The sequence below is a fragment of the Halobacillus sp. B23F22_5 genome, from assembly GCF_043497085.1.
Lineage (GTDB): Bacteria > Bacillota > Bacilli > Bacillales > Halobacillaceae > Thalassobacillus.
The window spans coordinates 1-25,294 of record NZ_JBIEKI010000002.1 but is presented as its reverse complement, the minus strand read 5'-3'; the positions used below and the strand labels follow the sequence as shown (position 1 = coordinate 25,294).

The 25,294-nt window shown below is 42.1% G+C and carries 28 protein-coding genes, 1 pseudogene and 1 other annotated feature; of the genes and pseudogenes, 3 read left to right on the top strand and 26 right to left on the bottom strand.

The features are described from left to right. Positions 1–97: 97 nt before the first annotated feature. Positions 98–2,374, bottom strand: a complete 2,277-nt coding sequence (secDF, locus tag ACGTN9_RS03410) for a protein translocase subunit SecDF (RefSeq protein WP_499590585.1) — start codon at positions 2,372–2,374, stop codon at positions 98–100. Positions 2,375–2,613: 239 nt separating this feature from the next. Beyond that, complete coding sequence (locus ACGTN9_RS03405; protein WP_499590583.1) at positions 2,614–2,922, bottom strand: post-transcriptional regulator; 309 nt, start codon at positions 2,920–2,922, stop codon at positions 2,614–2,616. 124 nt (positions 2,923–3,046) lie between these two features. On the opposite strand from ACGTN9_RS03405, the gene spoVB reads away from it, so the two are divergent. Then, positions 3,047–4,600: a stage V sporulation protein B gene (gene spoVB / locus ACGTN9_RS03400; protein WP_499590581.1), complete on the top strand. Its 1,554-nt coding sequence runs from the start codon at positions 3,047–3,049 to the stop codon at positions 4,598–4,600. Positions 4,601–4,681: 81 nt separating this feature from the next. On the opposite strand, the gene ACGTN9_RS03395 is transcribed toward spoVB, so the two are convergent. Next, a complete protein-coding gene (locus ACGTN9_RS03395) occupies positions 4,682–5,371 on the bottom strand; it encodes a YetF domain-containing protein (protein ID WP_499590579.1) in 690 nt (229 codons plus the stop codon). A gap of 120 nt (positions 5,372–5,491) precedes the next feature. Further along, positions 5,492–6,784, bottom strand: a complete 1,293-nt coding sequence (locus ACGTN9_RS03390; protein ID WP_499590577.1) for an ArsB/NhaD family transporter — start codon at positions 6,782–6,784, stop codon at positions 5,492–5,494. Between the two features lie 120 nt (positions 6,785–6,904). On the opposite strand from ACGTN9_RS03390, the gene ACGTN9_RS03385 reads away from it, so the two are divergent. Then, entirely contained in the window at positions 6,905–7,294 is a 390-nt protein-coding gene (locus ACGTN9_RS03385) for a TIGR04086 family membrane protein (RefSeq protein ID WP_499590575.1), read from the top strand. Positions 7,295–7,322: 28 nt separating this feature from the next. Here the strand turns inward: ACGTN9_RS03385 and yajC are convergent, their stop codons facing one another. The 22 genes from yajC to ACGTN9_RS03275 form a co-directional block, all read right to left on the bottom strand. Continuing rightward, a complete protein-coding gene (gene yajC, locus ACGTN9_RS03380; RefSeq protein WP_499590573.1) occupies positions 7,323–7,586 on the bottom strand; it encodes a preprotein translocase subunit YajC in 264 nt (87 codons plus the stop codon). A 15-nt stretch (positions 7,587–7,601) separates the two neighbouring features. Then, positions 7,602–8,738, bottom strand: coding sequence for a tRNA guanosine(34) transglycosylase Tgt (tgt, locus tag ACGTN9_RS03375; protein ID WP_499590571.1), 1,137 nt, complete (start codon positions 8,736–8,738; stop codon positions 7,602–7,604). A gap of 19 nt (positions 8,739–8,757) precedes the next feature. Then, a complete protein-coding gene (queA, locus tag ACGTN9_RS03370; RefSeq protein WP_499590570.1) occupies positions 8,758–9,783 on the bottom strand; it encodes a tRNA preQ1(34) S-adenosylmethionine ribosyltransferase-isomerase QueA in 1,026 nt (341 codons plus the stop codon). Positions 9,784–9,802: 19 nt separating this feature from the next. Further along, a complete protein-coding gene (locus ACGTN9_RS03365) occupies positions 9,803–10,003 on the bottom strand; it encodes a DUF2905 domain-containing protein (RefSeq protein ID WP_499590568.1) in 201 nt (66 codons plus the stop codon). Next, a complete protein-coding gene (ruvB, locus tag ACGTN9_RS03360; protein ID WP_499590566.1) occupies positions 10,000–11,001 on the bottom strand; it encodes a Holliday junction branch migration DNA helicase RuvB in 1,002 nt (333 codons plus the stop codon). The genes ACGTN9_RS03365 and ruvB overlap by 4 nt, the downstream gene beginning before the upstream one ends. Before the next feature lie 20 nt (positions 11,002–11,021). Next, positions 11,022–11,633, bottom strand: a complete 612-nt coding sequence (ruvA, locus tag ACGTN9_RS03355) for a Holliday junction branch migration protein RuvA (RefSeq protein WP_499590564.1) — start codon at positions 11,631–11,633, stop codon at positions 11,022–11,024. A 115-nt stretch (positions 11,634–11,748) separates the two neighbouring features. Then, positions 11,749–12,309, bottom strand: coding sequence for a BofC C-terminal domain-containing protein (locus tag ACGTN9_RS03350; RefSeq protein WP_499590562.1), 561 nt, complete (start codon positions 12,307–12,309; stop codon positions 11,749–11,751). Positions 12,310–12,381: 72 nt separating this feature from the next. Then, positions 12,382–13,134: a YebC/PmpR family DNA-binding transcriptional regulator gene (locus ACGTN9_RS03345; protein ID WP_499590560.1), complete on the bottom strand. Its 753-nt coding sequence runs from the start codon at positions 13,132–13,134 to the stop codon at positions 12,382–12,384. A gap of 93 nt (positions 13,135–13,227) precedes the next feature. Beyond that, entirely contained in the window at positions 13,228–13,803 is a 576-nt protein-coding gene (locus ACGTN9_RS03340; RefSeq protein ID WP_499590558.1) for a YhcN/YlaJ family sporulation lipoprotein, read from the bottom strand. Between the two features lie 76 nt (positions 13,804–13,879). Continuing rightward, positions 13,880–14,626 (bottom strand): NAD(+) synthase, encoded by a 747-nt coding sequence (nadE, locus tag ACGTN9_RS03335; RefSeq protein WP_499590556.1) that lies wholly within the window; start codon positions 14,624–14,626, stop codon positions 13,880–13,882. A 34-nt stretch (positions 14,627–14,660) separates the two neighbouring features. Next, positions 14,661–15,623 (bottom strand): phosphotransferase, encoded by a 963-nt coding sequence (locus tag ACGTN9_RS03330; RefSeq protein WP_499590554.1) that lies wholly within the window; start codon positions 15,621–15,623, stop codon positions 14,661–14,663. Next, entirely contained in the window at positions 15,607–16,722 is a 1,116-nt protein-coding gene (safA, locus tag ACGTN9_RS03325) for a SafA/ExsA family spore coat assembly protein (protein WP_499590552.1), read from the bottom strand. Before safA ends, ACGTN9_RS03330 begins: the two co-directional genes overlap by 17 nt. Before the next feature lie 289 nt (positions 16,723–17,011). Beyond that, on the bottom strand, positions 17,012–17,911 hold the full coding sequence (gene pheA / locus ACGTN9_RS03320; protein ID WP_499590550.1) for a prephenate dehydratase: 900 nt from the start codon (positions 17,909–17,911) through the stop codon (positions 17,012–17,014). Between the two features lie 22 nt (positions 17,912–17,933). Beyond that, positions 17,934–18,383: a transcriptional regulator ThrR gene (locus tag ACGTN9_RS03315; RefSeq protein WP_028783339.1), complete on the bottom strand. Its 450-nt coding sequence runs from the start codon at positions 18,381–18,383 to the stop codon at positions 17,934–17,936. Positions 18,384–18,441: 58 nt separating this feature from the next. Then, positions 18,442–19,722, bottom strand: coding sequence for a GTPase ObgE (obgE, locus tag ACGTN9_RS03310; protein WP_499590548.1), 1,281 nt, complete (start codon positions 19,720–19,722; stop codon positions 18,442–18,444). 5 nt (positions 19,723–19,727) lie between these two features. Continuing rightward, entirely contained in the window at positions 19,728–20,270 is a 543-nt protein-coding gene (locus ACGTN9_RS03305) for a Spo0B domain-containing protein (protein WP_499590546.1), read from the bottom strand. Positions 20,271–20,516: 246 nt separating this feature from the next. After that, positions 20,517–20,807 (bottom strand): 50S ribosomal protein L27, encoded by a 291-nt coding sequence (gene rpmA, locus ACGTN9_RS03300; RefSeq protein WP_028783342.1) that lies wholly within the window; start codon positions 20,805–20,807, stop codon positions 20,517–20,519. Between the two features lie 13 nt (positions 20,808–20,820). Further along, positions 20,821–21,150 (bottom strand): ribosomal-processing cysteine protease Prp, encoded by a 330-nt coding sequence (locus tag ACGTN9_RS03295; RefSeq protein ID WP_499590544.1) that lies wholly within the window; start codon positions 21,148–21,150, stop codon positions 20,821–20,823. A 12-nt stretch (positions 21,151–21,162) separates the two neighbouring features. Next, entirely contained in the window at positions 21,163–21,474 is a 312-nt protein-coding gene (gene rplU / locus ACGTN9_RS03290; RefSeq protein WP_028783344.1) for a 50S ribosomal protein L21, read from the bottom strand. Positions 21,475–21,487: 13 nt separating this feature from the next. Continuing rightward, positions 21,488–21,559: a sequence feature (ribosomal protein L21 leader region), on the bottom strand. Between the two features lie 36 nt (positions 21,560–21,595). Then, the gene (locus tag ACGTN9_RS03285; RefSeq protein WP_499590542.1) at positions 21,596–23,029 is read right to left on the bottom strand and encodes a ribonuclease E/G; all 1,434 of its coding nucleotides are present in this window, start codon (positions 23,027–23,029) and stop codon (positions 21,596–21,598) included. Positions 23,030–23,042: 13 nt separating this feature from the next. Further along, a complete protein-coding gene (locus tag ACGTN9_RS03280) occupies positions 23,043–23,903 on the bottom strand; it encodes a site-2 protease family protein (protein WP_499590540.1) in 861 nt (286 codons plus the stop codon). Next, positions 23,890–24,660, bottom strand: a complete 771-nt coding sequence (locus tag ACGTN9_RS03275) for a peptidoglycan DD-metalloendopeptidase family protein (protein WP_499590538.1) — start codon at positions 24,658–24,660, stop codon at positions 23,890–23,892. Before ACGTN9_RS03275 ends, ACGTN9_RS03280 begins: the two co-directional genes overlap by 14 nt. Positions 24,661–25,087: 427 nt before the next feature. Between ACGTN9_RS03275 and ACGTN9_RS03270 the strand changes: the two are divergent. Continuing rightward, positions 25,088–25,294: pseudogene (locus ACGTN9_RS03270) on the top strand (IS4-like element ISHaha1 family transposase); the annotation flags it as partial.

Genomic DNA, 25,294 nt, shown 5'->3' with positions numbered 1-25,294 from the left:
TAGCCAAAAAAGAAAATTTTATAATTTCCTAGACCATATAAAAAAAGACTGACCCATCGATTTAGGCCAGTCTCTCTTATTGATTTGTTCCTCTTTATTATACTTGTGGTCCGCCAGTATTTTTCTTTTTAACGAAGCTAAGCGGTTTTTCTTTGATATTTCTTCCACGTAATACCAGCCATAATTGAGCGGCAATGAATAAGGAAGAGTACGTACCAGCGATCAACCCGACCACTAATGCAAACGCAAAGTTAGTGATGGATGTTGCTCCGAATAACAATAACATAAGCGCTGCGAATACTACTGTGATGACAGTATTGATACTTCTTGCCATTGTTTGCATTAAACTCTTATTAACGATTTTCGCAAGCTGGGAGAAGGATTTAACCCGTTTTTCCCGTTTGACATTTTCACGGATCCGGTCAAATGTGACGATTGTGTCATTGACGGAATAACCGACAATGGTCAATATCGCTGCAATAATCGTAATATCAAATTCTAATCTGGTGATACTGAACATTGCAAGAATGAAAAAGGCATCGTGCAGCAAGGCTATGATTGCTGTTAAAGCAAAATAAATCTCAAAGCGTATCGTTACATAGATAATAATTCCGATAGATGCATATAACACAGCTAGTGCTGCATTCTTAGCAAGCTCCTGACCTACTATCGGCGATACTGTACTTACATTCGGTTCATTACCAAATTCCTCATTATAGTAGGATTTGATTTCAGCGATTTTATCTTTTCCTAAAACAGTGTCAAACCGGACATCAGCGATTTCACTATTATCGCCGGAAAGCACCACTTTTTTAGGTGTTACATCAAATTCCTGCTCAAAAGTTTCTTCCACTTGCTCAGATGTAATATTACCATCAGATAAAATAGACACTCGAGAACCACTGGTAAAATCGATACCTAAATTCAAGCGCATGATTGCCAGAGATAGAATTCCCGCAACTACCAATATAATAGAAAGTGTAAAGAAACGCTTGCGCATACCGACAAAATCAAATTTTCGTTTAAGGAATGTCGCTTCTACTTCTTCCCCATCTTCGATATTGACGATCTCTTCATTTTTCACACCGAACCAGCCTGGACGTTTATCAAGAAGTCGGCTTTTCACCCATAGGCCCAGGAAGAGACGACTGCCATAGACAGCAGTTACAAAGCTGACCAGGATACTGACAATCAACATTGTTGCGAATCCCTTGACCGAACTTGTACCAAAGGTAAATAACACAATTGCAGCAATTAACGTCGTAATATTCGCATCAAATATCGTAGATAAGGAATGCTGATTACCTGCCCGGAAAGAAGCTAATATTGTCTTACCAGATTTCAGCTCTTCCTTGATTCGTTCGTAAGTAATGATATTGGCATCGACCGCCATACCAACCCCTAGAATCAAGGCGGCTATTCCCGGTAAGGTCAAGACACCGTTCATCCATTCAAAAACTAAAAGAATAAGGTAAATATACACACTCAGCGTAAGTGTGGCAATAACCCCAGGAAAACGATAATAAATCATCATGTATAAAAAGATGATTGCAATTCCGATAAACCCAGCATAAATGGTCTTACTCATGGCCTGCTCCCCGAATTGGGCACCTACAGATGTTGAGTACATTTCCTCTAAGTTAACTGGTAGAGAACCAGCATTTAGAATATCAGCCAGGCGTTTGGCTTCTTCAACCGTAAAATCTCCAGTAATTTGAATGTTTTTGCTACGGATCGGTCCGTTAGAGAAACCAGGTGCTGAAATATACTTTGGATCTTCTTTTCCAAACTCTTCGGCAAAAGATGTTTCTTTATCATAGTCCATCCAAATTACCATGACATCGTCAGGATAAGGTGTGCTTGGGTCTTCTGGAATACTACTGATTTCTTTAGAAACCTCATAAAATTTATTCGGATCCTTCACTTGAAGTGTGACGATCGGAGAATTGGTTTGGGAGAAGGATTGAGCTGCGCTTCCCTCAACCAGGTCGGATCCATTCATGTATTCGTTATCCTCTGCATCCCTAAAGGACAATTGGGCAGTCGTTGACAGCAACTCACGAGCTTCTGACTGATCTTCTACACCGGCAAGCTGGACCCGAATACGATTGGGCTCCTCAATGTCTATGTTCGTTTCACTTATCCCAAGGACATTGACTCGCTCTTCCAGGGAGCGCACTGTTGACTCTAATACCTTCTCGTTCACTTCCTGACCCTCATTCAAGGGTTCTACTTCATATAAGATTTCAAATCCGCCTTGCAAATCCAATCCAAGTTTGATGTCTTTCGTTATTCCTGTGATCGTGGTACCAATTGTTCCTGCTAGTAACAAAATAACAAGAAAAAAGGCTACGATACGGCCTCTTTTAACCATATTCAATTGCTCCTCCTTTATCTTACCGACGCACTCTGATATCCATTTTAAAACAAAATTTCCTAAATACTTTTATGTAAACAGACGTAAATAGGGTACCAGGACAGCCTTGTCACTTAGATGGAAAGTCGTGTCAGTTGTCAGGCCTTTCCTCGTACCAATTAAGTAGATTACTGAAATTTTCCAATAGAACTATTATAAAAACCTTTTCAGGTGTATGTCAATAAAAGGTCTGTCCTTCACTCGCTGACTTGGGAAGACTTTTCGTGATTGACCAGTTCTGAAATAGACATATCCAAGTCATCATCCTGGTAAGCCTGAACGGTTAGATAACTTATGTATAAGGCAGTATTCAAATGAAATATGTCCTGGACGACTTCATATAGGCGCTTCTCCGGGTTGCCTTTCCAAACTTTCTTCGTCAGACATTTCCAAATATCTTCTGGGGTTGAGCCAGAATAACCCATCAACTGAAATTCTATTGCTTTACTTTCCAGTACAGCAAATATTTCAGGTTTCCACATGCTGGTTGACTTTAACGTACCCATATACTCGCCTCCTCCCAGCTTATGGGGCTCTTCCATATAAATAATGTCATGCTTGGACACCTCTTTCGCATATACATTCATTGTATATGAATTTAATCACTTTGAGAAGGCAGGTCGTTATTCTATGACCAAGCAAACATTTCTACAGGGGACCCTGATTTTAATAGCTGCGGGAATGATTACCCGTTTTTTAGGTTTTATTAATCGCATTGTAGTGGCACGGGTGATGGGGGAAGAAGGGGTCGGCTTATATATGATGGCTTTGCCCACTCTATTTCTGGCGATAACGCTGACCCAATTCGGTCTGCCTGTAGCTATCTCTAAACGTGTAGCAGAGGCTGAAGCGGCCGGTGATTTGAATAAAATCAAACGTATTCTTGTTGTGTCCCTTTCTATCACTGGGGTATTAAGTATTATTTTTACTGCTATGATGATTCTCTTAGCCCCTTGGGTCGCTAATCATTTACTTACTGACTCCCGTACTGTTGTACCATTACTTGTCATCAGTCCCATCGTACCTATCATTGCTATTTCCTCAGTCCTTCGCGGCTATTTTCAGGGAAGACAAAATATGAAACCACAAGCTTATTCCATGGTCATTGAACAGATTGTCAGAATACTGTCTGTGGCTTTCTTCACCAACCTCTTGCTGCCGTATGGGATTGAGTATGCCGCAGCGGGCGCAATGGCATCCGTCATCCTTGGAGAATTGGCTTCTCTGTTATTCATGCTTCGGATGTTTTCTATAAAAAAACGTTTCAAAGTAAGAAAAAAATTCTTATCTTATCTCCAATCCGGGGGTAAAACATTGCAGGAATTGTTATCTATCGCGATACCGACCACGGGAAGCAGACTGATTGGTTCATTTTCATTTTTCCTGGAACCTATCTTAGTAGCGCAAAGCCTGGCTTTAGCAGGAGTGCAGACTGCACTTGCTACTAAACAATATGGGGAACTGGCTGGTTATGTTCTTCCACTCTTAATGTTACCTACATTCATTACTCATTCTTTATCAGTTGCTTTAGTCCCTTCTATCAGTGAAGCAGGTGCGAAGAATAAAACGAAACTGATTCACTACCGCATTCATCAATCTATTCGTCTTTCATTCGCCTCAGGAGGGCTTGCTACCATCTTATTGACCAGTTTCGCTGCGACGATCCTCGAGCTGATGTATGGGACGAGCAATGCAGCTTATATGCTTGCATTGATGGCCCCATTTTTCTTGCTGCTTTATATACAGGCACCTCTGCAGGCTGCTTTACAGGCATTGGACTTAGCAAAGCCTGCCATGTGGAATAGTTTGATCGGAGCAGTAGTAAAATTCGGAGTGATGGTCGGACTAGCCTCCCAACAAGCCTTTGGCATTCGCGGAGTGGCTATTTCTATAGTGGTGGGTGTATTAGTAGTAACTTTTTTACATCTGGCTGCTCTTATGCAGTCCATCAATTTTCGAATCCCCTTTGGCGACCTTGCCAAAATGGTAGTATTAATTGGGGTTACCTGGTGGATCGGTTCTGAATTAAAAACTTTGTTAGCATACAATGTCGGTGAAATTTCACAATTCGCCATCATCAGTATAACTTTGACCTGCCTGTATATCATTCTTTTATTTCTATTAAGATTTCTTACCAAAGATGAACTGAAACAGATTCCTTTCCTTCAAAAACTGATAAAATAAGAACCGAAAGCCCCTTGGCACTTATGCCATAGGGGCTTTCCGATCCTTTTTTATGGCGCTCTGCAGTCGTCATCGCTATTGTTATTCATACTCGTTTTTTTGGTCGATGAACAGTTCTCCTTGTTCGTCAAGGGAGCAAAAGGAGATGTTTTTTTCGGACTCATAACCTTTTTTCTTCAGTTCGTTCAGAAGCCAGCTTTTATTTTTTTTCACTCGTTTGAGGGAATCATATTGTATTTTTCCATCTGCAATCAAAATAGCAGAATATCCTGAGGAATGGTCGGAGTCATTTTCATCCTTTTGAAGCACTGAAAGTTTACCATTAGGCTCCAAAATAGCATAATCCACATCCTGGATGCTAAATATGTCCTTTTCTCGAAGTTGAATGAGTAAATCATTGAAGTTATAGCGCTGCTTTTTCATCTCATACTCATCTACTTTTCCATGTTTAATAATGAAAGTGGGGGTTCCATCAAACCATTCCCGAAAGTTCTGGCTTTTTAATGAAAGAAAAGCGGATAAACGTTGAATGAGTAAAAGAAGCGTCATCGGAATCAGGGCATGAACTAAAGATTTATCAGGTTCTTCAATCGAGAAAACCGCAATTTCAGCAAGCATGACAAAAACCACTAAATCTAATACACTCAACTCCCCAATTTCCCTTTTTCCCATGATTCTTAGAATCACTAAGATTAATAAATATGTAAGCAGCGTTCGAAATATTATTGTCCACACTTGAATATCCACTTCTATTCCACTCCCGCTATCCATCTAGATGTCCTTTGTTACTTTAACCAAAAAGCCCTTTCTTTATCCTAAATCTAACCGCAAAACAAACACCCGCGTAAATTTACACGCGGGTGAGACTTTCTCTATGATCAAACAGTTTTTTTATGATAAAAACGGTACTAGATAACGGAAGTAGATATATATCGTAGCCGCAACCAATGAAAACAATAACACAGGGATTCCATACACAATAAACTTCACAAAAGAAATTTTATGATTGGCGCTGGCAGCGAGTCCAGCTACCACCACATTAGCTGATGCTCCAAGCAAAGTTCCATTCCCTCCAAGACATGCTCCAAGAGCTAATGCCCACCAAATTGGATCAATATTCATCATCCCGTAACCTTGGAGTTCCTGTACAACAGGGATCATAGCTGCTACAAAAGGAATATTGTCAACCACCCCGGACAGTAATCCCGCACTCCATAATACGATTAATGATGTCATCGGTAAATCCCCGCCGGACATCCACATCATCGCCCTTGCTATTTCATCGATCACCCCTACTTTCTCCAATCCACCAACGAGCATGAATAAACCGATAAAAAAGAACAGGGTAACCCATTCCACTTCCTGAAAAACCTTTTCGCTGGAAGCTTCCGCATCGGTCAAAAGCAATAACAAGACAGCTGCACAAACAGCCACCGTAGTAAGCTCCACATGAATGATCGGGTGCATCAAAAATCCTGCCATTGTCATGGCCATTACGGTTAACGATTGATAGAGCATCGGTGTTTTTTTCAAATAACTTGAGGGATTCAAGTTCATCAATTCAATCGCTTTCTCTTTTTCATATACTAATTGTTTACGAAAAATTAATACCAGTCCTCCCAGCGTAAAGGCGAATATGACGATAACAATCGGTCCAAGGTTAACGAGGAATGATACAAAGGTAAAATGTTCGACCGCTTGTCCAATCATTATATTGGGAGGGTCCCCAATCAAGGTAGCTGTGCCTCCGATATTTGCGCTGAATATGGTAGTAAGCAGAAAAGGAAACGCTGGTAAGTTGAGCTGGCTCGTAAGCGTCAACAAAATGGGAACAAATAATAGAACGGTAGTGACGTTATCTAAAAAAGCAGAGCCAACGGCCGTCAAAATGGCAGTTCCTATAAGTAAAGGTACAGGTTTTCCTCTCACCATTTGCGCGAAACTTATGGCAATGTATTCAAACACCCCGGTTTTCTTTGTAATGGCTACCAGAACCATCATCGAAAATAGCAGAGCGATTGTTTCCCAGTCGATATAATGCGTGAAAGCATCCTGCCATTCATAGACATTAGTCAGTAGTAACAGTACTCCTCCGGAGATTGCTACGAGGGCACGATTTATTTTTTCTGACATGATCAAACCATAACTGATGATAAAAATAAGAATGGCCATCCACGTTATCATAACCTGTCTCCTTTTCAGCCTTTTCTATGATATCTATTCAAAAGGCAGGAGAAATATATACTTCTATTTACAATTTATAAGTCATATAGTGTATGGACAAAGTAGACAAGGAGGGGAATCATGAGAAAAGAAGTTTGGAAGGCTCTGGGATATGGTCTTGCCATCATCCTTATTCTTATGTTGACGTGCAGTTTTATATTGGCGCTATTGCTCCGCTTTACAACGATTGACACAAATATCATCAACTTACTCACAATGATTTTGGCCATGCTCATCCTATTTACAGGAGGAGCAACAGCCGGGCATCGGGGCCAGGAAAAAGGCTGGATGTATGGGCTTTTGACTGGTGGGGCATTTTTATTATTCATTATTCTTTATCAATATCTTGGACTAGAACAGGGGTTGTCACTAGCGCAGCTTCCGTACCTGGCAGGGATGGTCGGTTCCGCTTTGATCGGTGGGATGTTGGGCGTCAATATCCGTTCTACTCCCGCAGCCAGTAAAAAATGACTCCGGCTATTTTGCCAGAGTCATTTTTTTAGTCTTGATTCAATACCTCTCGAACTGCTGAACGATCGAAAGTCATTTTAGTTCCATCATTTACTGTTAATACTACGGTACCTTCATCAAGGGCGTGAATGGTGCCATGAAGCCCCCCGATAGTAATGATTCTATTTCCCTTTTGTAAATCCGCTTGCATTTGTTGCACCTTCTTCTGTTTCTTTTGCTGCGGACGGATCAACAAGAAATAGAAAATGACGAACATAAGGATAATCGGTAACAACCCTAATATGCCATCCATTTTCATTCCCCCTTTCTAGAAATTCTTAGCATTCGGCTTATTAAAACCATATTGTTCAAAGAATTCTTCTCTGAAATCGCCAAGGCGGTCTTCTCTAATAGCCTGGCGCACATGCTCCATTAATTTTAACAGAAAATATAAGTTATGGTAAGTAGTTAATCGAAAGCCAAATGTTTCATTATTTTTTACCAGGTGTCTGATATAAGCACGTGAATAATTACGGCATGTATAACAGTCACAATTTTCATCAATCGGACGGAAATCCCTGGAAAATTTAGCATTTCTAACCACTAACCTCCCATTGGAAGTCATGCATGTACCATTTCTTGCAATACGAGTCGGCAGTACACAATCGAACATATCAATTCCTCTGATGGAACCATCAATCAAGGAATCTGGTGAACCTACTCCCATCAGATACCTCGGCTTATTTTCAGGAAGCATCGGGGTAGTGAATTCCAACACACGGTTCATGACATCTTTCGGTTCTCCGACAGATAAGCCTCCAATCGCATAGCCAGGGAAATCCAAAGATATCAAGTCTTCCGCACTTTGACGCCGTAGTTCTTCGTACTCACCACCTTGCACGATGCCGAACAATCCCTGTTCATCCGGCTTCTTATGTGCAGTTAAACAGCGTTCTGCCCAGCGGCTAGTCCGTTCTACTGATTTCTTCAAATAATCGTACTCAGCCGGATATGGTGGGCATTCATCGAAGGCCATCATGATATCCGATCCTAAAGCGTTCTGAATATGCATTGCCTTTTCCGGAGATAAAAATAGCTTTTCACCGTTGATATGGTTTCGAAAATGAACGCCTTCTTCTTCAATCTGCCTCAGGTCACTTAAACTGAATACTTGAAAGCCGCCGGAATCAGTAAGAATCGCACCATCCCAGTTCATAAACTTGTGCAGGCCACCGGCCTCTTCGATGATATCTTCTCCTGGTCTTAGCCAGAGGTGATACGTATTGGATAAGATGATGTTAGCATTCATTTCCTGCAATTCTTCCGGACTCATCGTTTTTACGGTAGCAAGTGTTCCAACCGGCATGAACGTTGGCGTGTCAAATGAACCATGTGGAGTGTGCACCCTGCCCAATCGGGCTCCAGTTTGTTTACAGGTTTTTATAAATTCATAGGTGATTGCCATCAGTAATAAAACCCTTTCCTTATAAAATCAACATTGCGTCACCGAAACTGAAGAAACGGTAACGTTCTTCTACAGCTTGATGATAAGCGTCTAAAATAAACGCTCGTCCTGCCAGAGCACTGACTAGCATAATCAGTGTTGATTGCGGAAGATGGAAATTGGTAATCAATCCATCAATCGCTTGCAGTTTGTATGGAGGATAAATGAATATATCCGTCCAGCCAGATGCTGCGGTAAATTTCCCATAGTCACGCATAATTGTCTCTAATGTTCTCGTGGAGGTAGTACCTACTGAAATGATACGTCCGCCGTTTTCTCGTACATGGTTTAGTTTATCTGCTGTTTCCTGTGATACTTGATAGAACTCAGCATGCATATCGTGATCTTCAATATTATCGACACTTACCGGCCGGAAGGTACCTAAACCGACGTGGAGTGTAATATAAGCGAGTTCAACCCCGGACTGTTCTATTTCTTTCAATAGCTCTTTTGTGAAGTGCAATCCTGCTGTGGGTGCAGCGGCAGATCCTTCTTCTTTAGCATAAACAGTCTGGTATCTTTCATTATCTGAAAGTTGTTCTTTGATATAAGGTGGTAACGGCATTTCTCCGAGCGTTTCTAATACTTCTAAAAATATTCCCTCATATTCGAAACGAAGCATTCGGCCACCATGTTCCTGGGCTGCCGTACATTGTGCAATCAATTTGCCTTCACCAAATATTATTCTGGTTCCCACTTTGATTTTCTTCGCTGGTTTTACCAATACTTCCCATTCATCCTGTTCTGTCTGATGGAGAAGAAGTACTTCTACTTTAGCTCCAGTATCTTCTTTAACTCCATACAACCGCGCAGGCAGTACCCTGGTATCGTTCAAAACAAGGCAATCACCGGGACGCAGATATTCCCTGATATCTGAAAATCGCCGGTGATCGATTGTTTTATTTTCTTTATCAAGAACCATCAGTCTTGATGCAGCACGATCCGATAAAGGTGTTTGAGCGATCAACTCCTCAGGAAGGTCAAAGTCATATTGCTTGATGTCCATAATTATCTCCTATCTTTATTCATTTTATTTTACCTATGAAGTAAAAAATCAATGAAAGTATGATGCTTACTACAATGGAAGTGACGATCGGAAAATAAAAAGTAACATTCCCTTTTTTAAAGCTGATATCACCTGGGAGCTTGCCGATAAAACTCCAAAGCAAGCCGATGATGATGAATACAACCCCTATTACAATAAATACTTTTCCAAATCCGGTCAAGCTTCAGGCACCTCCCGGTGAAAGTGAAGATAAGCTTTAGGTGTCACTACTCTGCCCCTTGGGGTGCGCTGGATAAATCCGGTTTGCAGCAAGTACGGTTCGTAAACATCTTCAATCGTCTGGGATTCTTCACCGATGGTAGCCGCAATCGTATCAAGTCCTACAGGTCCGCCCTGGAAGCCGTCCATGATTCCCAATAATAACTTATGATCAATATGGTCAAGTCCTACCGGGTCCACTTGAAGCATCTCCAGTGCTTCCTGTGTAATCTCCAAATCTATTTCTTCCTTGCCTTTTACTTGAGCTATATCACGTACCCGCTTCAATAAACGGTTAGCAATCCGCGGCGTCCCTCTTGAACGTCTCGCTATCTCTATTGCTGCATCACGTGTAATGCCAACTTGAAAAATATCTCCTGTCCGCTCTACAATGTCGCATAAATCTTTCGTATCGTAATATTCTAAACGACTGAGCACGCCGAATCTGTCACGGAGTGGTGCTGATAGTAATCCGGCTCGTGTAGTTGCTCCGACCAGAGTAAACGGTGGCAGATCAAGACGTACAGACCTTGCACTTGGTCCATTCCCGATTACAATATCCAGACAAAAATCCTCCATCGCAGGATACAACACTTCTTCTACTGATCGAGGCAGCCTGTGGATCTCATCGATAAATAGTACGTCTCCTGCTTCCAGCGAAGACAAAATAGCAGCCAAGTCTCCTGCACGTTCGATTGCAGGTCCGGCAGTAGTCCGGAACTGAACTCCCATTTCATTAGCAATAATGGAAGCCAATGTTGTTTTACCAAGCCCCGGTGGTCCATATAATAAAGCATGGTCCAAAGGTTCATTCCTCATTCTTGCTGCTTCAATAAAAATCTGTAAATTCTGTTTCGTTTTCGTTTGACCAATATACTGCCTCAAACTGCTGGGCCGTAGGCTTAATTCAATTGATGCATCTTCTTCCTGCATTTCATTCGATATCATTCGTTCTTCCATACCGAGTCACCCCCACTCGTTTAGCTTTTCATCATCAATTGCAAGCCTTTACGTACATAGTCATCTACATTGGCATGCTCTTGTTTAGACAGCTCAGGGCGAAGAGCTTTGAGTTCCCGTTCAGAATACCCAAGAGCTTTCATGGCTTCCAGTGCTTCCTCCACTGCCTGGTTACGTTCTTTGGAAGTATGCGCATAAAAAATAGATGCCTCGTTCTCTTCATCTGGAATCCATGCTGTCAATTTCCCTTTCAGATCAAGAATCATCTGCCTTGCAGTCTTTTTCCCGACCCCTGGAAAACGCGTCAAAAACTTCTCATCCTCCTGCTCAATAGCAGCTACGAAATCCCCGACACTTGTAGAAGCCAAAATAGCCAGTGCCCCTTTCGGTCCAATTCCTGATACATTCAACAGTTTAGAGAATAATGCTTTATCTTCTTTCTTCTTAAATCCGTATAAGGCTTGCAAATCTTCTCTGACATAATGGTATGTATATATTTTCACTTCATTATCCATATTTTCCTGGAATAAATAAGGATTGGCACATATCAATTCGTAGCCTACCCCGTTCGTTTCTACAATGACACTGTCATCGTCTAAATCTGTCAATAATCCCCGTACATATGCTATCATGATGTTTCCCCTCTAATCTTACTAAGTATTCATCTATTGTAACATACAAGCACATGTTCGCCCATTCTAAGTAAACAAAAGTAAAACTCTCCTGATAATACAGGAGAGCCGGTGTCTATTGTTTTCCAGTCATATTATTTCCGGAATAGGTTTTGATCACTTTATGAAAATGCTCTTTATCTTTGATTTTAATCCCTTTTTCAAGCTCTTCCATACGCTTGCTTTCCAATGTTTCTACAGGGATAGGGAAAAAAGACTCCATGACTTGACCTTCAGCCGGTTTCCCCAAAAAGATGGTCAATTGCTCGTTTAAATCAATTCCAAAATAACCGTTTGCTTTCACCTCTGGTGAAAGGTCATCAATCTTTTTCTCAAATTCAACAAAACCATCCCCCTGATCCACTAAAGTCCAGCCTGTATAGCTGGCCCAAAAATCTTCCATCGCCCAAATAGTTTCCATTTTTTCATCAGTTTCACGAACACCATCCAGGTACTCCTTCGTCATAGTAACTTTCACTTCTAATGGCTGACTTGCAACTAAGGAAGTCCGCTTTTCAGATTCAGCTGAAGTTTTTTTCTCTGTACTTCCCTTAATTGTAGAATCTGCATCTGGTGCAAGTATGATAGTACCAAGCAAAAAAATGCTGATCGTTATCGATTTGATTATCGTCCTCATCTGATCACCCCTAAAAGAAAATAGCTTCTATTTCCAGTTTGCCCAGAAATGGAAGCTATTATAATCAGGGTGTTAACTCAATTTTTCTAATACCTCTTCGTCGGCTTCGAGATTGTGATAGATATCCTGCACATCATCATTATCTTCCAATGTATCAATTAGTTTCAGCATCTTTTCGGTTTCTTCTTCGCCCACAGGCGTATAAGTTTGCGGAAACATAGTTATTTCTGCAGTTTCGAACGTATAGCCGCTTTGCTCTAATGCAGCTTTGACTTCTGTGAAGCTTTCAGGTTCGGTATAAACTTCAAAGGTTTCTTCGTTCGTTTCCATTTCCTCTGCCCCAGCTTCAATCGCCTCAAGCATGACATCATCTTCCTCAACATCATGGGCTGAACGCTCAATTACAAGATATCCTTTACGATCGAACATATAAGAAACACAACCATTTTCACCAAGATTGCCATCGTTTTTGTTAAAAGCATGCCGGACATCGGCAGCTGTCCTGTTTTTATTATCAGTCAGTACTTTAACCATCACTGCTACGCCACCAGGGCCATAACCCTCATATGTGATTTCTTCATAGCTGACACCGTCCAGGTCACCTGTGGCTTTTTTAATGGCGCGATCAATATTTTCATTAGGCATGTTGCTGGCTTTTGCTTTATCAACCGCTAAACGAAGTGCTGGATTCATCTCCGGATCTCCGCCGCCCTCTTTAGCTGCTACGAAGATTTCACGGGCCATTTTCATAAATACCTTGCCCCGCTTAGCATCCTGAGCGTTTTTACGTCTTTGTATATTCTTCCATTTAGAATGACCAGCCATGGTGCATTCTCCTCTCCAACTTACATATAGTTATCTGATTTCTTTTATTACTATATCATATTGGAGGGTATCGTTGAAGAAGGGTAAGTTACATTATTTGTCATTATCAGGCTGGAACCGTCTTAGGAATTTATTGATTTCTTCTTTCACTCTATCTGGAGCTTTTTCAGCTCTCACTCTTGCATTCAGGTCTTTCAATTCTTCCCAGTCGCTGTGGTTCATATAAATCACTACATCTTGTTCATCGGTGACTTCCGCTACTTTTTCTCTGACTAAATTTTTAAGGTTATGGTTTTTCCGGCCATACGGGGTAGGAATGACTCCGACAAGTACGTGATCTTTAGTAGCAATTACATTCGAAGTAGTTACCTGAGGCAATTCATTGATGGATCGAGTGATTTTCATTGACTTCTCGTTAAAATACTCGTTATCATGTGCCCGATCAGTTATATTATAAGTGGTGTTCTGCATATCTTCTTCTGCTTCACGCTTCAGTCTATTAGGGGCTCCCCGGCGTAATTCATTACTGTCTGTATCGTTATTCTTTTCTGTTGTTTCCAATGGATCATAAACATTATTCTGTTTAGAATTTTCCTGTGCTTCTTCGGTATTACATCCAGCCATCAAGATTCCGATTGCGAAGAGACCAGTTATTGGTTTTTTCCACATTATAAAAAAACCTCCTTTTCCTTTATGTTGGATTAAGGAGGCTTTTTTAATCTGTCAAATTAACCCACTAATTAATTTAGCCATTGAATTTTGGTGGTGCTGCAGCGAGCTGACGTTTGTGGGTCGAACGCCGATGTAAGGATTCAATGATCTCACGGTCTTCATCGGGAATCGCTTCCCCTCTTAGATGCCTATCAATCATGTTGTAAGTAGTACCCATTTCATTTTCGTCCGTCTGGCCTTCCCAAAGTCCGGCACTCGGTTTTTTATCAATGATCTCTGCCGGTACTTCAAGGTGACGAGCCATTTCACTCACTTCACTTTTGGTGTAATTTACCAGCGGGACCAGGTCGACTCCACCATCCCCGTATTTGGTAAAATACCCTGTGTACCATTCGGCTGCATTGTCGGTACCTACAACCAGGTAACGGTAATTAGTCGCTAACGTATAAAGGGTACTCATTCGAAGGCGAGCTCGTAAATTTGCGTCTGCAAGTTGTTCCTGAGAGGGATCGAATGTCTGGTGAGTTTGCAGCTGATTTTTAATGGTAGAAAACATCACTTCATGCGTCTCCGTCAAGTCGACAGTCAGATGATCGATACCACAGGCATCAATCACTGAAAGCGCATGGTTCTGATCGTTCGGGTTGCTCTTACAAGGCATAATGACACCAAGAGAGTTTTCTGGACAGGCTCGTTTGATCAAATTAGCGACTACCGCCGAATCGATTCCGCCGCTCACGCCTACCAGCAGGCCATCCACATTCGCTTCCTTCACTTTTTGTTGAAGCCATCCTACAATTGCATCTACTTGTTCATGCATAGCTATGTTCCCCTTTTCACAAATATATAATTATTTATGTTAGCATATGTTGGACTTTTTCAACAAACTCCTTTCTTTCTTTCCAAGATGACTCTAACCAGTCCAGGTGTCCGGCCAGTTTCTGTTTTTGCCTTTTGTAGCGTCGATGCACATACAGCCATTCCCGCAAAAGATCACTTGGAACAAGTACCCCTTTCATCCATGCTGTTTTCCATTTTGTTGCTTGAAAATGATTGGTGATTTCCGTCAGAGAATGATTCGTATATGGGAGAAAACGTTGCCCCAGTTGTATATCATCATAAAGTTCCGGACCCATCTGCAATAAATCAAAATCGATCAATTTAATCTTTCCATCCTGACAACGTATAAAGTTGTGATGCGCCACATCTCCATGCAGCCAGCTTTTTCTCTCCCATGCATCCTGTTCAATTCTTCCCCAGTCCAATTGCTTGAAATCCTCTAATGTCTTCCTTGAGAAATGGTGAATTTCATTGAATAATGTGCGGTTTCCACCGAATATAAAGTCTTTATAAGTGTCTTCAAACTGTTCGATTCTTCTCTCCCACTTAATATACAGCGGATTTCGAAGGAGGAGTGGTCCGGTAATTCCCTCCGCACTGGAATGAAATGCATGAACAAGCTTGCTTGCCCCCGTTCTATCCTGCTTATTATCAAAGCGTAAATGGGACCCTTTCAGCCATTCAAATAACCCCCAGGTTCCATCTTCATTTACTGCCATCCATGTATTTCCACTGAAAGCGATTGGTGTTGCAGCATAAAGACCAGCTTCCTTCCACTTCTTAAAAAAAAGATGCTGTTTTTCAAGTTTTTCCTGATCTTTATAGCATTTTAGTGCATATTCCTTTTTTCCTGACCTCACCCAATATACGTCTTCTTTAATCTTTCGATAATCATTTATATAAAAATCATTTTGTTCCAAAATAGGAAGAAGGCGATTCAATTTAGAATCGCCCTGGTAATTATTCGTCATCATCATCGTCAAAATCATAAGAGTATGGCATTTGACCCGGCATGCCACCCTGGAATGATTGACCAGGTTGAGCATATCCCATTTGTCCCATTTGCTGACCACCCCAAGGCATCATTTGTTGAGGCATACCTTGCCCTTGTGGCATCATCGGCATTCCTGATTGTTGATATGGCATTCCCTGGCCCTGCGGCATCATTTGTGCACCCTGGTACGGCATGCCCTGCCCCTGCGGCATCATTTGTGCTTGCTGTCCCTGGTACGGCATCTGCTGTGCCATTCCGTAGTGAGGCGGTGCATGGTGTCCTGGCATCATCTGTGGCTGCATATGGTGACCCCACATAGGCATGGCACCTGACCCGCATCCACAGTCGTCAGCCATCGGCATTTGCTGCGGCATTGCTGCTGATTCGTCATCATCCATCCACATGCCTTGCACTTGAGGCATTGGTCCACCGTGATAAGCTCCCGCTTGCTGCTGGCTCTCCATGTCATCTTCACAATAGAAATCGCTATGGACTAATTGCCCTTGTGGCATTGGAGGACATGGCATCGGCGGACAAAAGACCGGGTAGTATCCGGGTGGGCATAATGGCATTGGTTGCTGCATCATCGGCTGAACTTGCGGCATTTCTTTTACTGATTCAGGCGACTCCTCTACTTCCTTCACTTTTTCCTTCTTAGGAGGCGCTGGTGGTGTATAAGGCATTTGCGGCAAGTGGAAGGTCGTATAATAATTCTGTAATTGCTGCTCCATCATCGGCATTTGGATGGGCTGCATTTGCTGCATCGGTGGCATCATCGGCATTTCTTTCTCATCTTCTTTTACTTGCGGGATCGGCTTTGGCATTTCCTTTTTATAAGGTACTTGTGGAGCTGCTTTAGGCTGCTCTTTTTTCATTGGTGCTGCTTTAGGCTGCTCCTTTTTCATCGGTGCTTCTTTTTTTACCTGTTTTGATCCTGTCGGGACTTTTATTTTCATCCCTGGCATAATCATATCTGGGTTAGATAGCTGAGTGTTCATTTGTTTCAATTGCTCAAAATCAACTCCATACTTTTGAGCGATTTTCCACAACGTATCACCTTTTTGTACGATATGAATTCTCACTTTTGTAGCTCCCTTCTTTAAACAAATCAATCGATTTGGTCAAGAAATCTTCATAACAACTTATGCATCGAATGGGAAAAGTTGATGAAAAAGCCTAAACTTTTTTTAGAACAAGTTTTATTTATGTATATTCAACTAGGCATCTATCCGTGTCCATCAATATAAAACGGCATTCCCGGCAAATAATATGCAATTTGCAGAGAAACCACTTTGATGATATCAACAATGACAAGAAAAGGGCTGCCCCGATAAGTCTATTACAGACTTAAGGGACAGCCCCATTATTTTATTATTTGGTTGTTTGCATATTCGGTAATGGCACACTTAATTCATAACTTGGATACGTCCCCAACAGCTTCAAAGAGCAGCCGAGGGCTTCCAGTTCTGCTTCTACACCAGGAAATAATACTTGATCATATGCTTGATCGATATCAATTAAAAAGAAATAATTACCAAGCCCTGTTTTCATTGGTCGTGATTCGATTTTCGATAAATTCATTTTCCTCCAGGCAAATGCAGCCAGAACCTGGTGCAAGGCACCCGCATAATCTTTCGGCAAGGTCACCATTACGGTCGTTTTATGTTTAGCAGGAATATGATCCCGAATCTTCATGGTTTTCGGCTTTTTCTGTACTACAGCAAACCGTGTATGATTATTATCATAATCATGAATATCATGCTTCAAGATGACCAGCCCATTTTCCTCAGCTGCCAGGTGATTTCCTATTGCAGCTATCGGCTCATCAGAGTCAGCAACAACTTCCGCCGCTCGTCCTGTTGAGGAAGTATACCTGAGCTCAGCGTTCGGATATTGCTTATGCAAATATTGATGACATTGAGCGATTGCATGGCTATGGGAATAAACTTGGGTGATTTCTTCCGCTTCAGGGTCAAAGTCTTTCCGGACAAGGAGATGCTGCTTGATAGGGACTGTCATTTCAGCAACAATCGGCACATCGACGTGGTGGGTCATGTAATCGATTGTCAAGTGCACAGACCCTTCGATTGCATTTTCCATCGGAACTACCCCTGTATCAATCTCTCCTGCTTCTACAGCATCCAGGCATGCCGGAATCGTTTCATAGCTGGTGAAGTCTCCCCCATGAAATAATGCATCTACAGCCATTTTTGTAAAAGTTCCTTTTGGTCCTAAATATCCTATTTTCTGGTTGTATTCTGATTCTGGCATGACTTAATGTCCTCCTTGCAGTTTATGCTCCTGTACTTAACAAATCTACACGGTTGATAAAATCTACTTTCTTCAATCGCTGAATCAATTCGTCAATAGTAATCGTCATAGCGGCGGTGTTTAAAGACAAGGTAACGTTCGCTTTTCCTTGGAGAGGTATCGTCTGGTGAATCGTCAGAACATTACACCCTGCTTTGGCTACTGCTGCCAACAATTTGGATAAGGATCCTTTCCTGTCTTCCAAATGGAAAAAGAGGGTGATCATTTGTTCTTTCACCATCTCCTGAAATGGATAGACAGCATCACGATATTTATAAAAAGCACTTCTGGAAAGGTCCACTTTCTGGACAGCTTCGTATATGGAGTCAACGCTGCCTTTTTCCAGCAATGTTTTAGCTTCAATCGTTTTTTTCATCGCTTCTGGCAATACGTCGCTTCGTACAAGATAGAAGTGCTCTTTTCTATCTCCCATCTAAAACCCCCCTTTTTCCAAAGGATATTTACATTTATTGCTAAAGATCAGGTTTTGTCTATTCAACAAATTCGAATTCATAATCAAGCAGGCGTACAGTATCTCCATCCTTAGCTCCACGTTTACGCAAAGCGTCATCGACACCCATCCCTCTCATTTGGCGGGCAAAACGGCGAATCGATTCATCTCGATTAAAATCAGTCATTTTGAATAATTTCTCTATTTGAGCACCGTAGAGTACATAAGCTCCGTCCGGATCACGTGTAACCTTGAATGGAACATCTTCTCTCTCATATTTATAGAGAACGCGCTCCTCTTTTTCTTCAATCGGCGTACTATCTTTTGGAATTCGCTCGAGTGTATCCGCTACAGCAAACAATAAATCTTGCAAGCCATTTTTAGTGAGCGTTGAGATAGGATAAACCGGATATTCCTCTTCAAGCTTCTGCTTGAATAATTCCAATTGCTCATCCGCCCCCGGCATATCCATTTTGTTGGCTGCAATAATTTGTGGTCTTTCCTTTAATCGTTCATCATATTCAAAGAGTTCCTGATTGATTGTTTGATAGTCCTGGTATGGATCCCTTCCCTCGGTTGCCGCCATATCAATCACGTGGACAATAACTCTTGTCCGTTCAACGTGACGCAGGAATTGATAACCGAGTCCGACTCCCTCATGAGCCCCTTCAATCAACCCGGGAAGGTCTGCCATAACAAAGCTTCTCTGATCGCCGGTTTCTACTACTCCGAGGTTCGGCGCAAGCGTTGTAAAATGATAATCGGCAATCTTAGGCTTTGCTGCTGAAATCACAGAAAGTAAAGTAGATTTTCCGACGCTTGGGAAACCGACCAATCCGACATCCGCAATCAGTTTCAATTCTACTTGAATATCCCGTTCTTGAGCAGGCTCTCCATTCTCAGCCAGTTCTGGTGCAGGGTTCCGGGCGGTAGCGAAACGGATATTTCCTCGTCCGCCTCTGCCTCCTTTTGCGATAACCGCTCGTTGTTTATGATCCACAAGATCAGCGATTACTTCACCGGTATCGGCATCTTTTACCGTGGTACCAGGGGGCACCGGGACGACTAAAGGCTCGGCATTTTTCCCATGCTGGCCTTTACTCATTCCATTTTCTCCTCGCTTTGCTTTAAAGTGACGCTGATAGCGGAAATCCATCAAGGTATTAAGCCCTTCGTCTACCTCAAAAACGACGTCGCCGCCATTTCCGCCGTCTCCACCGGCAGGGCCACCATTCGGTACATATTTTTCGCGGCGGAAAGCCACTAAACCGTTTCCGCCGTCTCCACCTTTAACATAAACTTTCACTTGATCGACAAACATGCCCATCACCTCTTTACTTCTACATTCATTTTAGCTGTTACTTGATGATACTGTTCTGACTTATCAATTTCAACTGTCTCAATAAAATCTTTTCTTTGGAGCGTTTCTTTTAACAGAGAAGGATCATTGAAATTTCCTTTCAACACAATCTCAATCGCTGTCCGGCCCTCGTTGTAATTTTCAATGGTTAAGACACCATAATAAAGAGTCGAGGAATCACTGAAGCTTTCCATTACATGGATGACCTCTTCACATTGAGCATACAGCGTAATATCTTTATGGCGTAGATCATGCTTGTCCCCTTTAACCTGATATGTAAGCCTGTAATAAGTATGATACCAGTTGAAAGACATCAACCATAAAGACAAATAGGGCGCATTCAAGTTCATTAACCGGCGTTCTTCATCAGCATGAGCCAATACGTCTGAAAGTTTTTCTTTTACCCGATCCATTTTCCCCATAGAAGCATACCCTTGAATCAGCTGCATTTCGTTCATCCAGTCATGACGCGCATGACGCATCAAATCCATTACTTCATCCGCTCGCATCCAGGACCCTCCCCTTTCCTAATTACGTAATAAAAGAATTATAGCAAATATCAAAATCGAAGGCGACTTTATAACAAACAAGGCCTGAACTGATCCAGATGAGATAAACCGTATCAGGCTTTCCAGTGATCAATCGGTTCCTGACTACCATTAATCTGTGTAACCCATCTACGCCATTAAAAAAACCGCGCTGATGCAAATGCATAGCGCGGCTTTTCGCTTTGTATTTATCTAGATACCAGCGGTTTACGCTTCTTGAGCAGCTGGATAAACACTTACTTTCTTACGGTTACGTCCGTAGCGTTCGAACTTGACAACACCATCAACTTTCGCAAATAGTGTGTCGTCGCCGCCACGACCTACGTTTGTACCTGGATAGATCTTTGTACCGCGTTGACGGTAAAGAATAGATCCGCCAGAAACAAATTGTCCATCAGCACGTTTGGCTCCAAGACGTTTCGCCTCGGAATCACGGCCGTTCTTTGTACTACCTACACCCTTCTTTTGGGCGAAGAATTGCAAATCTAGACGTAGCATGGGTTGCACCTCCTTATCGTTCCGATATCGTTATATATTGATTATAATCTCGTTCAATGGTCTGTAGCGATACCAGCATTCCTTCAAGCAGCAGCTGTGCCTTCCTTGTTGTTTCTGCTTCCAGATTGTCCGGGAGCATGACTCGCAGGAATCCACCTTCACCGCCTTGATCGATGGCTGGCTCTACTCCGCATAACTCCATGACGGCATTGACTGCTCCAAAGGAGACAGCTGATACAGCGGCGCATACAAGGTCATGTCCATAAGGACCGCTCTCTGCATGGCCTGATATCTCAAATCCAGTCACTTCATTGTCGTTGCGGTCTATCAGCACTCTAATCATAATACACAAGCCTTACGCATTGATTTTATCAATAGTTAGCTTTGTGTACGGCTGACGATGACCTTGCTTACGCTTGTAGTTTTTCTTTGGCTTGTATTTGAAGACAGTGATTTTCTTCTGACGGCCTTGTTTCTCAACTTTAGCTGTAACAGAAGCACCATCTACGAATGGAGCACCGACTTTAACGTCATCTCCTCCACCAATGAAAAGTACTTTGTCAAAAGTGACAGAATCCCCATTTTCTCCGTTGACTTTTTCAACGTAGATGGATTGACCTTCTTCCACTTTGAATTGTTTACCACCAGTTTCAATAATTGCGTACATTACTGCACCTCCTCGTAGAACTAAGACTCGCCATCCCAGGTACCACTTGGGTTTAAAAACCTGTTCTGAGCGGTTGTAGCAGTCGGGTGCTACTAGAATAACATAACGATGTTACCATGATTCAAAAGCTTTTGTCAACATGATAGCCGCGACTTGCCACATATTCCTTTACCGTTTCGTCAGATCCAGCCATTTCAATCCGATAATCTCTGATAGCAGGATCGATCCGGAAAAAGACTTCCTGTGGAATTTTACTAGATACCGAAGTAGAAAGCAATTGTTTTTTCAAGTCGGCCACATCTGGAGAAATAGCCACAAGAACTGATTCATGAGAGGAATCTTCGTATGCTAATAATTCTCTTTCCAGCTCATACACTTTGGTGACCAGATTCTTACGCGCCGTTGTTTCTTCTATTAATTTACTTCGCCAGGAGGGCAGTTCACGTTTCCGGGTCAATTCAAAAAGGCCAAGGGCTGTAAAACCATGACACCGGGATGGGATCGGATCCTCTTTTAATGCGTTTGACAGAGCCTTCATAATTTCCCCATCGAGATCCTTTGAATCTGTATTAATGAAATCAATGATGATGATGCCAGAAAGGTTTCTCAGCCTTATTTGACGAGCAATCTCCTTAATAGCTGACAGGTTGACCTGGTAAGCAGTATGTTGTTTATTGGACTTTCCAGTAAACCCCTGGCTGTTGACATCGATCACAACCATTGCTTCCGTTTCTTCTATTGTCAGGCTGATTCCTTGCCCAACTTCTACAACTGAATGAACCATTTGTTCTTGCACTGCCTGGATAGAATGGCGGCTTTCCTTGTGCCAAAGTTTCTTCCAGGTGATACGATCTTTATATGCTGGATACCGGCTTTGCAATTGCTTGGACAAATCTACATCATCCACGACATATTCGTCAATCAAATGGACAGGGTATTTCCTGAAAAGATGATCCGGAACAAGCTTGGCCGTTAAGAGAACCCCAGGACTTTTCTTAGCAGGGACACCGGCACTTTCATTCCACCTCTTTTTCAGAGCTTCCAATTCTCCTTTGATGACTTCTTCATCTTTATATTGGCTACTGGTTCTAATGATTGCCCCTTCCCCATCGTCAAGCCATTCAGTTACAGATTGCTTCCACTTAATCTGTTCTTCTTTAGAAATCTTATTAGAAACAGATATCTGGGCTCTAAGTGGTAAATAAATGATATAAGCGCCTGGAATCGTAATGTCAGTAGTAAGCACAGGCCCCTTATCACCGATCCCATCTTTTTTTACTTGGACATAAAGATACTGTCCTTCGGTAAGTAACGACTCTATCCTGCCATTTCCGGCTTTCACATCCTGCTGACGTAAGAAGCCATTGTTTTTCATGCCGATATTTACGAAAGCTGCTTGCAACCCTTGCTCGATTCTAACAACCTTACCGAGATAGATATCATCCACTTGCGACCGGCTGAAGTCCCGGTCGAAATAGACCTCCATTAAGCGGTTGTTTTCATAAAGCATCGCGACCTTCTCGGTTGTTCTATTGGAAATAAATAACTGTCTCATCTCGTACCTCTTTCTATCTACAATACTGGTTCAATTCACGTACAGGAAGGTGAGGGTTTCCATAAGTGAAAAAATGTTTCAAACAATCACTTTCCTTTACCATTAACTTTTCTCTTTGCTCTTTCCATACATACAGATGCTGTCTATCATTCCGCATCCGAATCAGGACATTCCAAATCGTCTCCTGGGGATCAATCGGCTGTGTCACCACTTTAGATGGCGATGCCGGTTTTCGGTAGCGATGCATCAAATAACGGATAAATAAATAATAACGTCGTTTCCATTCTAGCCGATTTTCTAACAACAGGAAAGCTGCCAATAGGCATCCATGTAATGTAAAATAAGAAGATACTGTCAGAACAAAGATAGCCACAATCAATAATACACAGGATAAAATGATGGCAAGGTGATGGGATTTCCGGTAAGGAAAGAAGCAATTAAGAAGGTAAAACAATAATTTCCCACCATCCAACGGCCAGATTGGCAAGAGGTTGAAGGCAAGAATCAACCAATTGTATGAAATCGCGATATCCAGCAAATTCGATTGGGCTGGTAATAAAATCATCAACGCATAGAGAATACTTAACATCCAAATATGTTGAAAAGGCCCCGCTAATGTGACATAGAGCTGTTCACGTAAAGGACGGCTTCCATGCTCCTCCGCTTCCATTGTTCCCCCGAAAAGCCATAAGGTCACCTTCTTGATACGCCAGTCGAAAGATTTGGCCATCCGGTAATGGCCCCATTCATGAACAGTCACAATGAAAAATAAAATCAGGAGCTCGATAAAAGCCCCTGTAATAATAGAAGTAACAACAAATAAAATCAAAATTGGATGCAGATGAATATTAGAAATAAAGTCACGGAGTTTCATCGACTTTTATCGCCTCAACAGGATCTATATATTTATTATCCTTTTCAACTGCAAAAAAGAAGTTGCCTGCCTGTCCTTGTTCAGGATTAACGCTCCCAATGACATCGTTTGGCTTCACATGTTCATAAAGGTGTACATCAATCGATGATAAGTACCCATAAGTACTTTTACTTCCATCAACATGCTGGATGATAATCGTTTGCTCCGTTTGTGAATCTTTGCCAGCAAACACCACTGTACCTTCATCCATCGCGACTACTTCGGAAGGTTCCTCCGAGGTCATGACGATGCCTTTCCCATGCGTTTGAAAAGTTTCGCTCACGACTCCGCTGACAGGTAATGCAGCTTGATTGGGCTCTATACCTTGATGTGGTTCAACCAATTGTAATGGACTCCCGAACTTATCCTGATACCATGAGGTTACTGCGGCAAACGGGAAATCTTCGTTCATATTATGCACCACCCACGCTTTGGGCTTTTGTAACCATCCTGCTTCCATTTGTACTAAGCTGGCAACAGCAAAAAATAAACAGGCTGCAATAATCAGCTTGAGTAAGAAATAACCTGTTTTTTGCTCCTGCCTTTGTCCCGCTTGTCCAGGTGAAGAATGAGCAAACGGAAGATATCCATGCTTCTCCTCTTCCTGTACCGGATAATACATAGACTTTGGCATGTCCAAATTCTTCTTTTTATTTAAGTTTTTTTCACGCTTACGTGATGCGATATTCTTACGCACTTTTTCAATATCTTTTCCCATAGCAGCCCCGTCCCTTAAATGAGATTTGTACAAGTCTATGTGTAAGATCCCATGAGTATGAACACCCGACAGAAAATCCTCCCAAGTAAGCCACTCAAAACAACTAAATAAAAGGAATTATAGGGCCGAAAAGTCGAAGACTTGATTTCGAGATATTTTTGGAGTAAGGGACTCCGGGAAACGATTCGCTTTCCGTGGGCGTGTGCTGAGTCTCCTCAGGCTTCGCCTGCGGGGCCTCACCTATCACTCCACTCCCACAGGACTTTGAATTTTCACCTTGAGTTAACCCACGCACGAAGGAAATGCGTAGCATTTTCGAGGAGCCTCACCGCTTCCCCATAGCCGTCAAGCTAAGCTCTAAAATTTTTGTATCTCCCCTTATATACGTTATCCTTCCTTCAAGAATTTTCTAAGGAAGGATGATTTTATGAAACTAATGAAACACATTCGGTCCATGGCTCAAGCTATTCATGAAACATTTAACTACAACTTTGTTAGACAAACAGCTAAAGAAACAGGCTTTTTAAAGCGTTCCGGTAAACTTAAGCCGGAGATGTTCTTGAGTCTTTGTACTTTATTAAAAGACTCCGTTGGAAAACATAGCTTACAACATTTATGTAGCGCCATATCCTAT

Excerpts from the sequence above, each read along its gene's own strand:
- secDF (WP_499590585.1), bottom strand. The coding sequence starts at position 2,374 with ATGGTTAAAAGAGGCCGTATCGTAGCCTTTTTTCTTGTTATTTTGTTA.
- ACGTN9_RS03405 (WP_499590583.1), bottom strand. The coding sequence starts at position 2,922 with ATGGGTACGTTAAAGTCAACCAGCATGTGGAAACCTGAAATATTTGCT.
- spoVB (WP_499590581.1), top strand. The coding sequence starts at position 3,047 with ATGACCAAGCAAACATTTCTACAGGGGACCCTGATTTTAATAGCTGCG.
- ACGTN9_RS03395 (WP_499590579.1), bottom strand. The coding sequence starts at position 5,371 with ATGGATAGCGGGAGTGGAATAGAAGTGGATATTCAAGTGTGGACAATA.
- ACGTN9_RS03390 (WP_499590577.1), bottom strand. The coding sequence starts at position 6,784 with ATGATAACGTGGATGGCCATTCTTATTTTTATCATCAGTTATGGTTTG.
- ACGTN9_RS03385 (WP_499590575.1), top strand. The coding sequence starts at position 6,905 with ATGAGAAAAGAAGTTTGGAAGGCTCTGGGATATGGTCTTGCCATCATC.
- yajC (WP_499590573.1), bottom strand. The coding sequence starts at position 7,586 with ATGGATGGCATATTAGGGTTGTTACCGATTATCCTTATGTTCGTCATT.
- tgt (WP_499590571.1), bottom strand. The coding sequence starts at position 8,738 with ATGGCAATCACCTATGAATTTATAAAAACCTGTAAACAAACTGGAGCC.
- queA (WP_499590570.1), bottom strand. The coding sequence starts at position 9,783 with ATGGACATCAAGCAATATGACTTTGACCTTCCTGAGGAGTTGATCGCT.
- ruvB (WP_499590566.1), bottom strand. The coding sequence starts at position 11,001 with ATGGAAGAACGAATGATATCGAATGAAATGCAGGAAGAAGATGCATCA.
- ruvA (WP_499590564.1), bottom strand. The coding sequence starts at position 11,633 with ATGATAGCATATGTACGGGGATTATTGACAGATTTAGACGATGACAGT.
- ACGTN9_RS03350 (WP_499590562.1), bottom strand. The coding sequence starts at position 12,309 with ATGAGGACGATAATCAAATCGATAACGATCAGCATTTTTTTGCTTGGT.
- ACGTN9_RS03345 (WP_499590560.1), bottom strand. The coding sequence starts at position 13,134 with ATGGCTGGTCATTCTAAATGGAAGAATATACAAAGACGTAAAAACGCT.
- ACGTN9_RS03340 (WP_499590558.1), bottom strand. The coding sequence starts at position 13,803 with ATGTGGAAAAAACCAATAACTGGTCTCTTCGCAATCGGAATCTTGATG.
- nadE (WP_499590556.1), bottom strand. The coding sequence starts at position 14,626 with ATGCATGAACAAGTAGATGCAATTGTAGGATGGCTTCAACAAAAAGTG.
- ACGTN9_RS03330 (WP_499590554.1), bottom strand. The coding sequence starts at position 15,623 with ATGATGATGACGAATAATTACCAGGGCGATTCTAAATTGAATCGCCTT.
- pheA (WP_499590550.1), bottom strand. The coding sequence starts at position 17,911 with ATGCCAGAATCAGAATACAACCAGAAAATAGGATATTTAGGACCAAAA.
- ACGTN9_RS03315 (WP_028783339.1), bottom strand. The coding sequence starts at position 18,383 with ATGGGAGATAGAAAAGAGCACTTCTATCTTGTACGAAGCGACGTATTG.
- obgE (WP_499590548.1), bottom strand. The coding sequence starts at position 19,722 with ATGTTTGTCGATCAAGTGAAAGTTTATGTTAAAGGTGGAGACGGCGGA.
- ACGTN9_RS03305 (WP_499590546.1), bottom strand. The coding sequence starts at position 20,270 with ATGCGAGCGGATGAAGTAATGGATTTGATGCGTCATGCGCGTCATGAC.
- rpmA (WP_028783342.1), bottom strand. The coding sequence starts at position 20,807 with ATGCTACGTCTAGATTTGCAATTCTTCGCCCAAAAGAAGGGTGTAGGT.
- ACGTN9_RS03295 (WP_499590544.1), bottom strand. The coding sequence starts at position 21,150 with ATGATTAGAGTGCTGATAGACCGCAACGACAATGAAGTGACTGGATTT.
- rplU (WP_028783344.1), bottom strand. The coding sequence starts at position 21,474 with ATGTACGCAATTATTGAAACTGGTGGTAAACAATTCAAAGTGGAAGAA.
- ACGTN9_RS03285 (WP_499590542.1), bottom strand. The coding sequence starts at position 23,029 with ATGAGACAGTTATTTATTTCCAATAGAACAACCGAGAAGGTCGCGATG.
- ACGTN9_RS03280 (WP_499590540.1), bottom strand. The coding sequence starts at position 23,903 with ATGAAACTCCGTGACTTTATTTCTAATATTCATCTGCATCCAATTTTG.
- ACGTN9_RS03275 (WP_499590538.1), bottom strand. The coding sequence starts at position 24,660 with ATGGGAAAAGATATTGAAAAAGTGCGTAAGAATATCGCATCACGTAAG.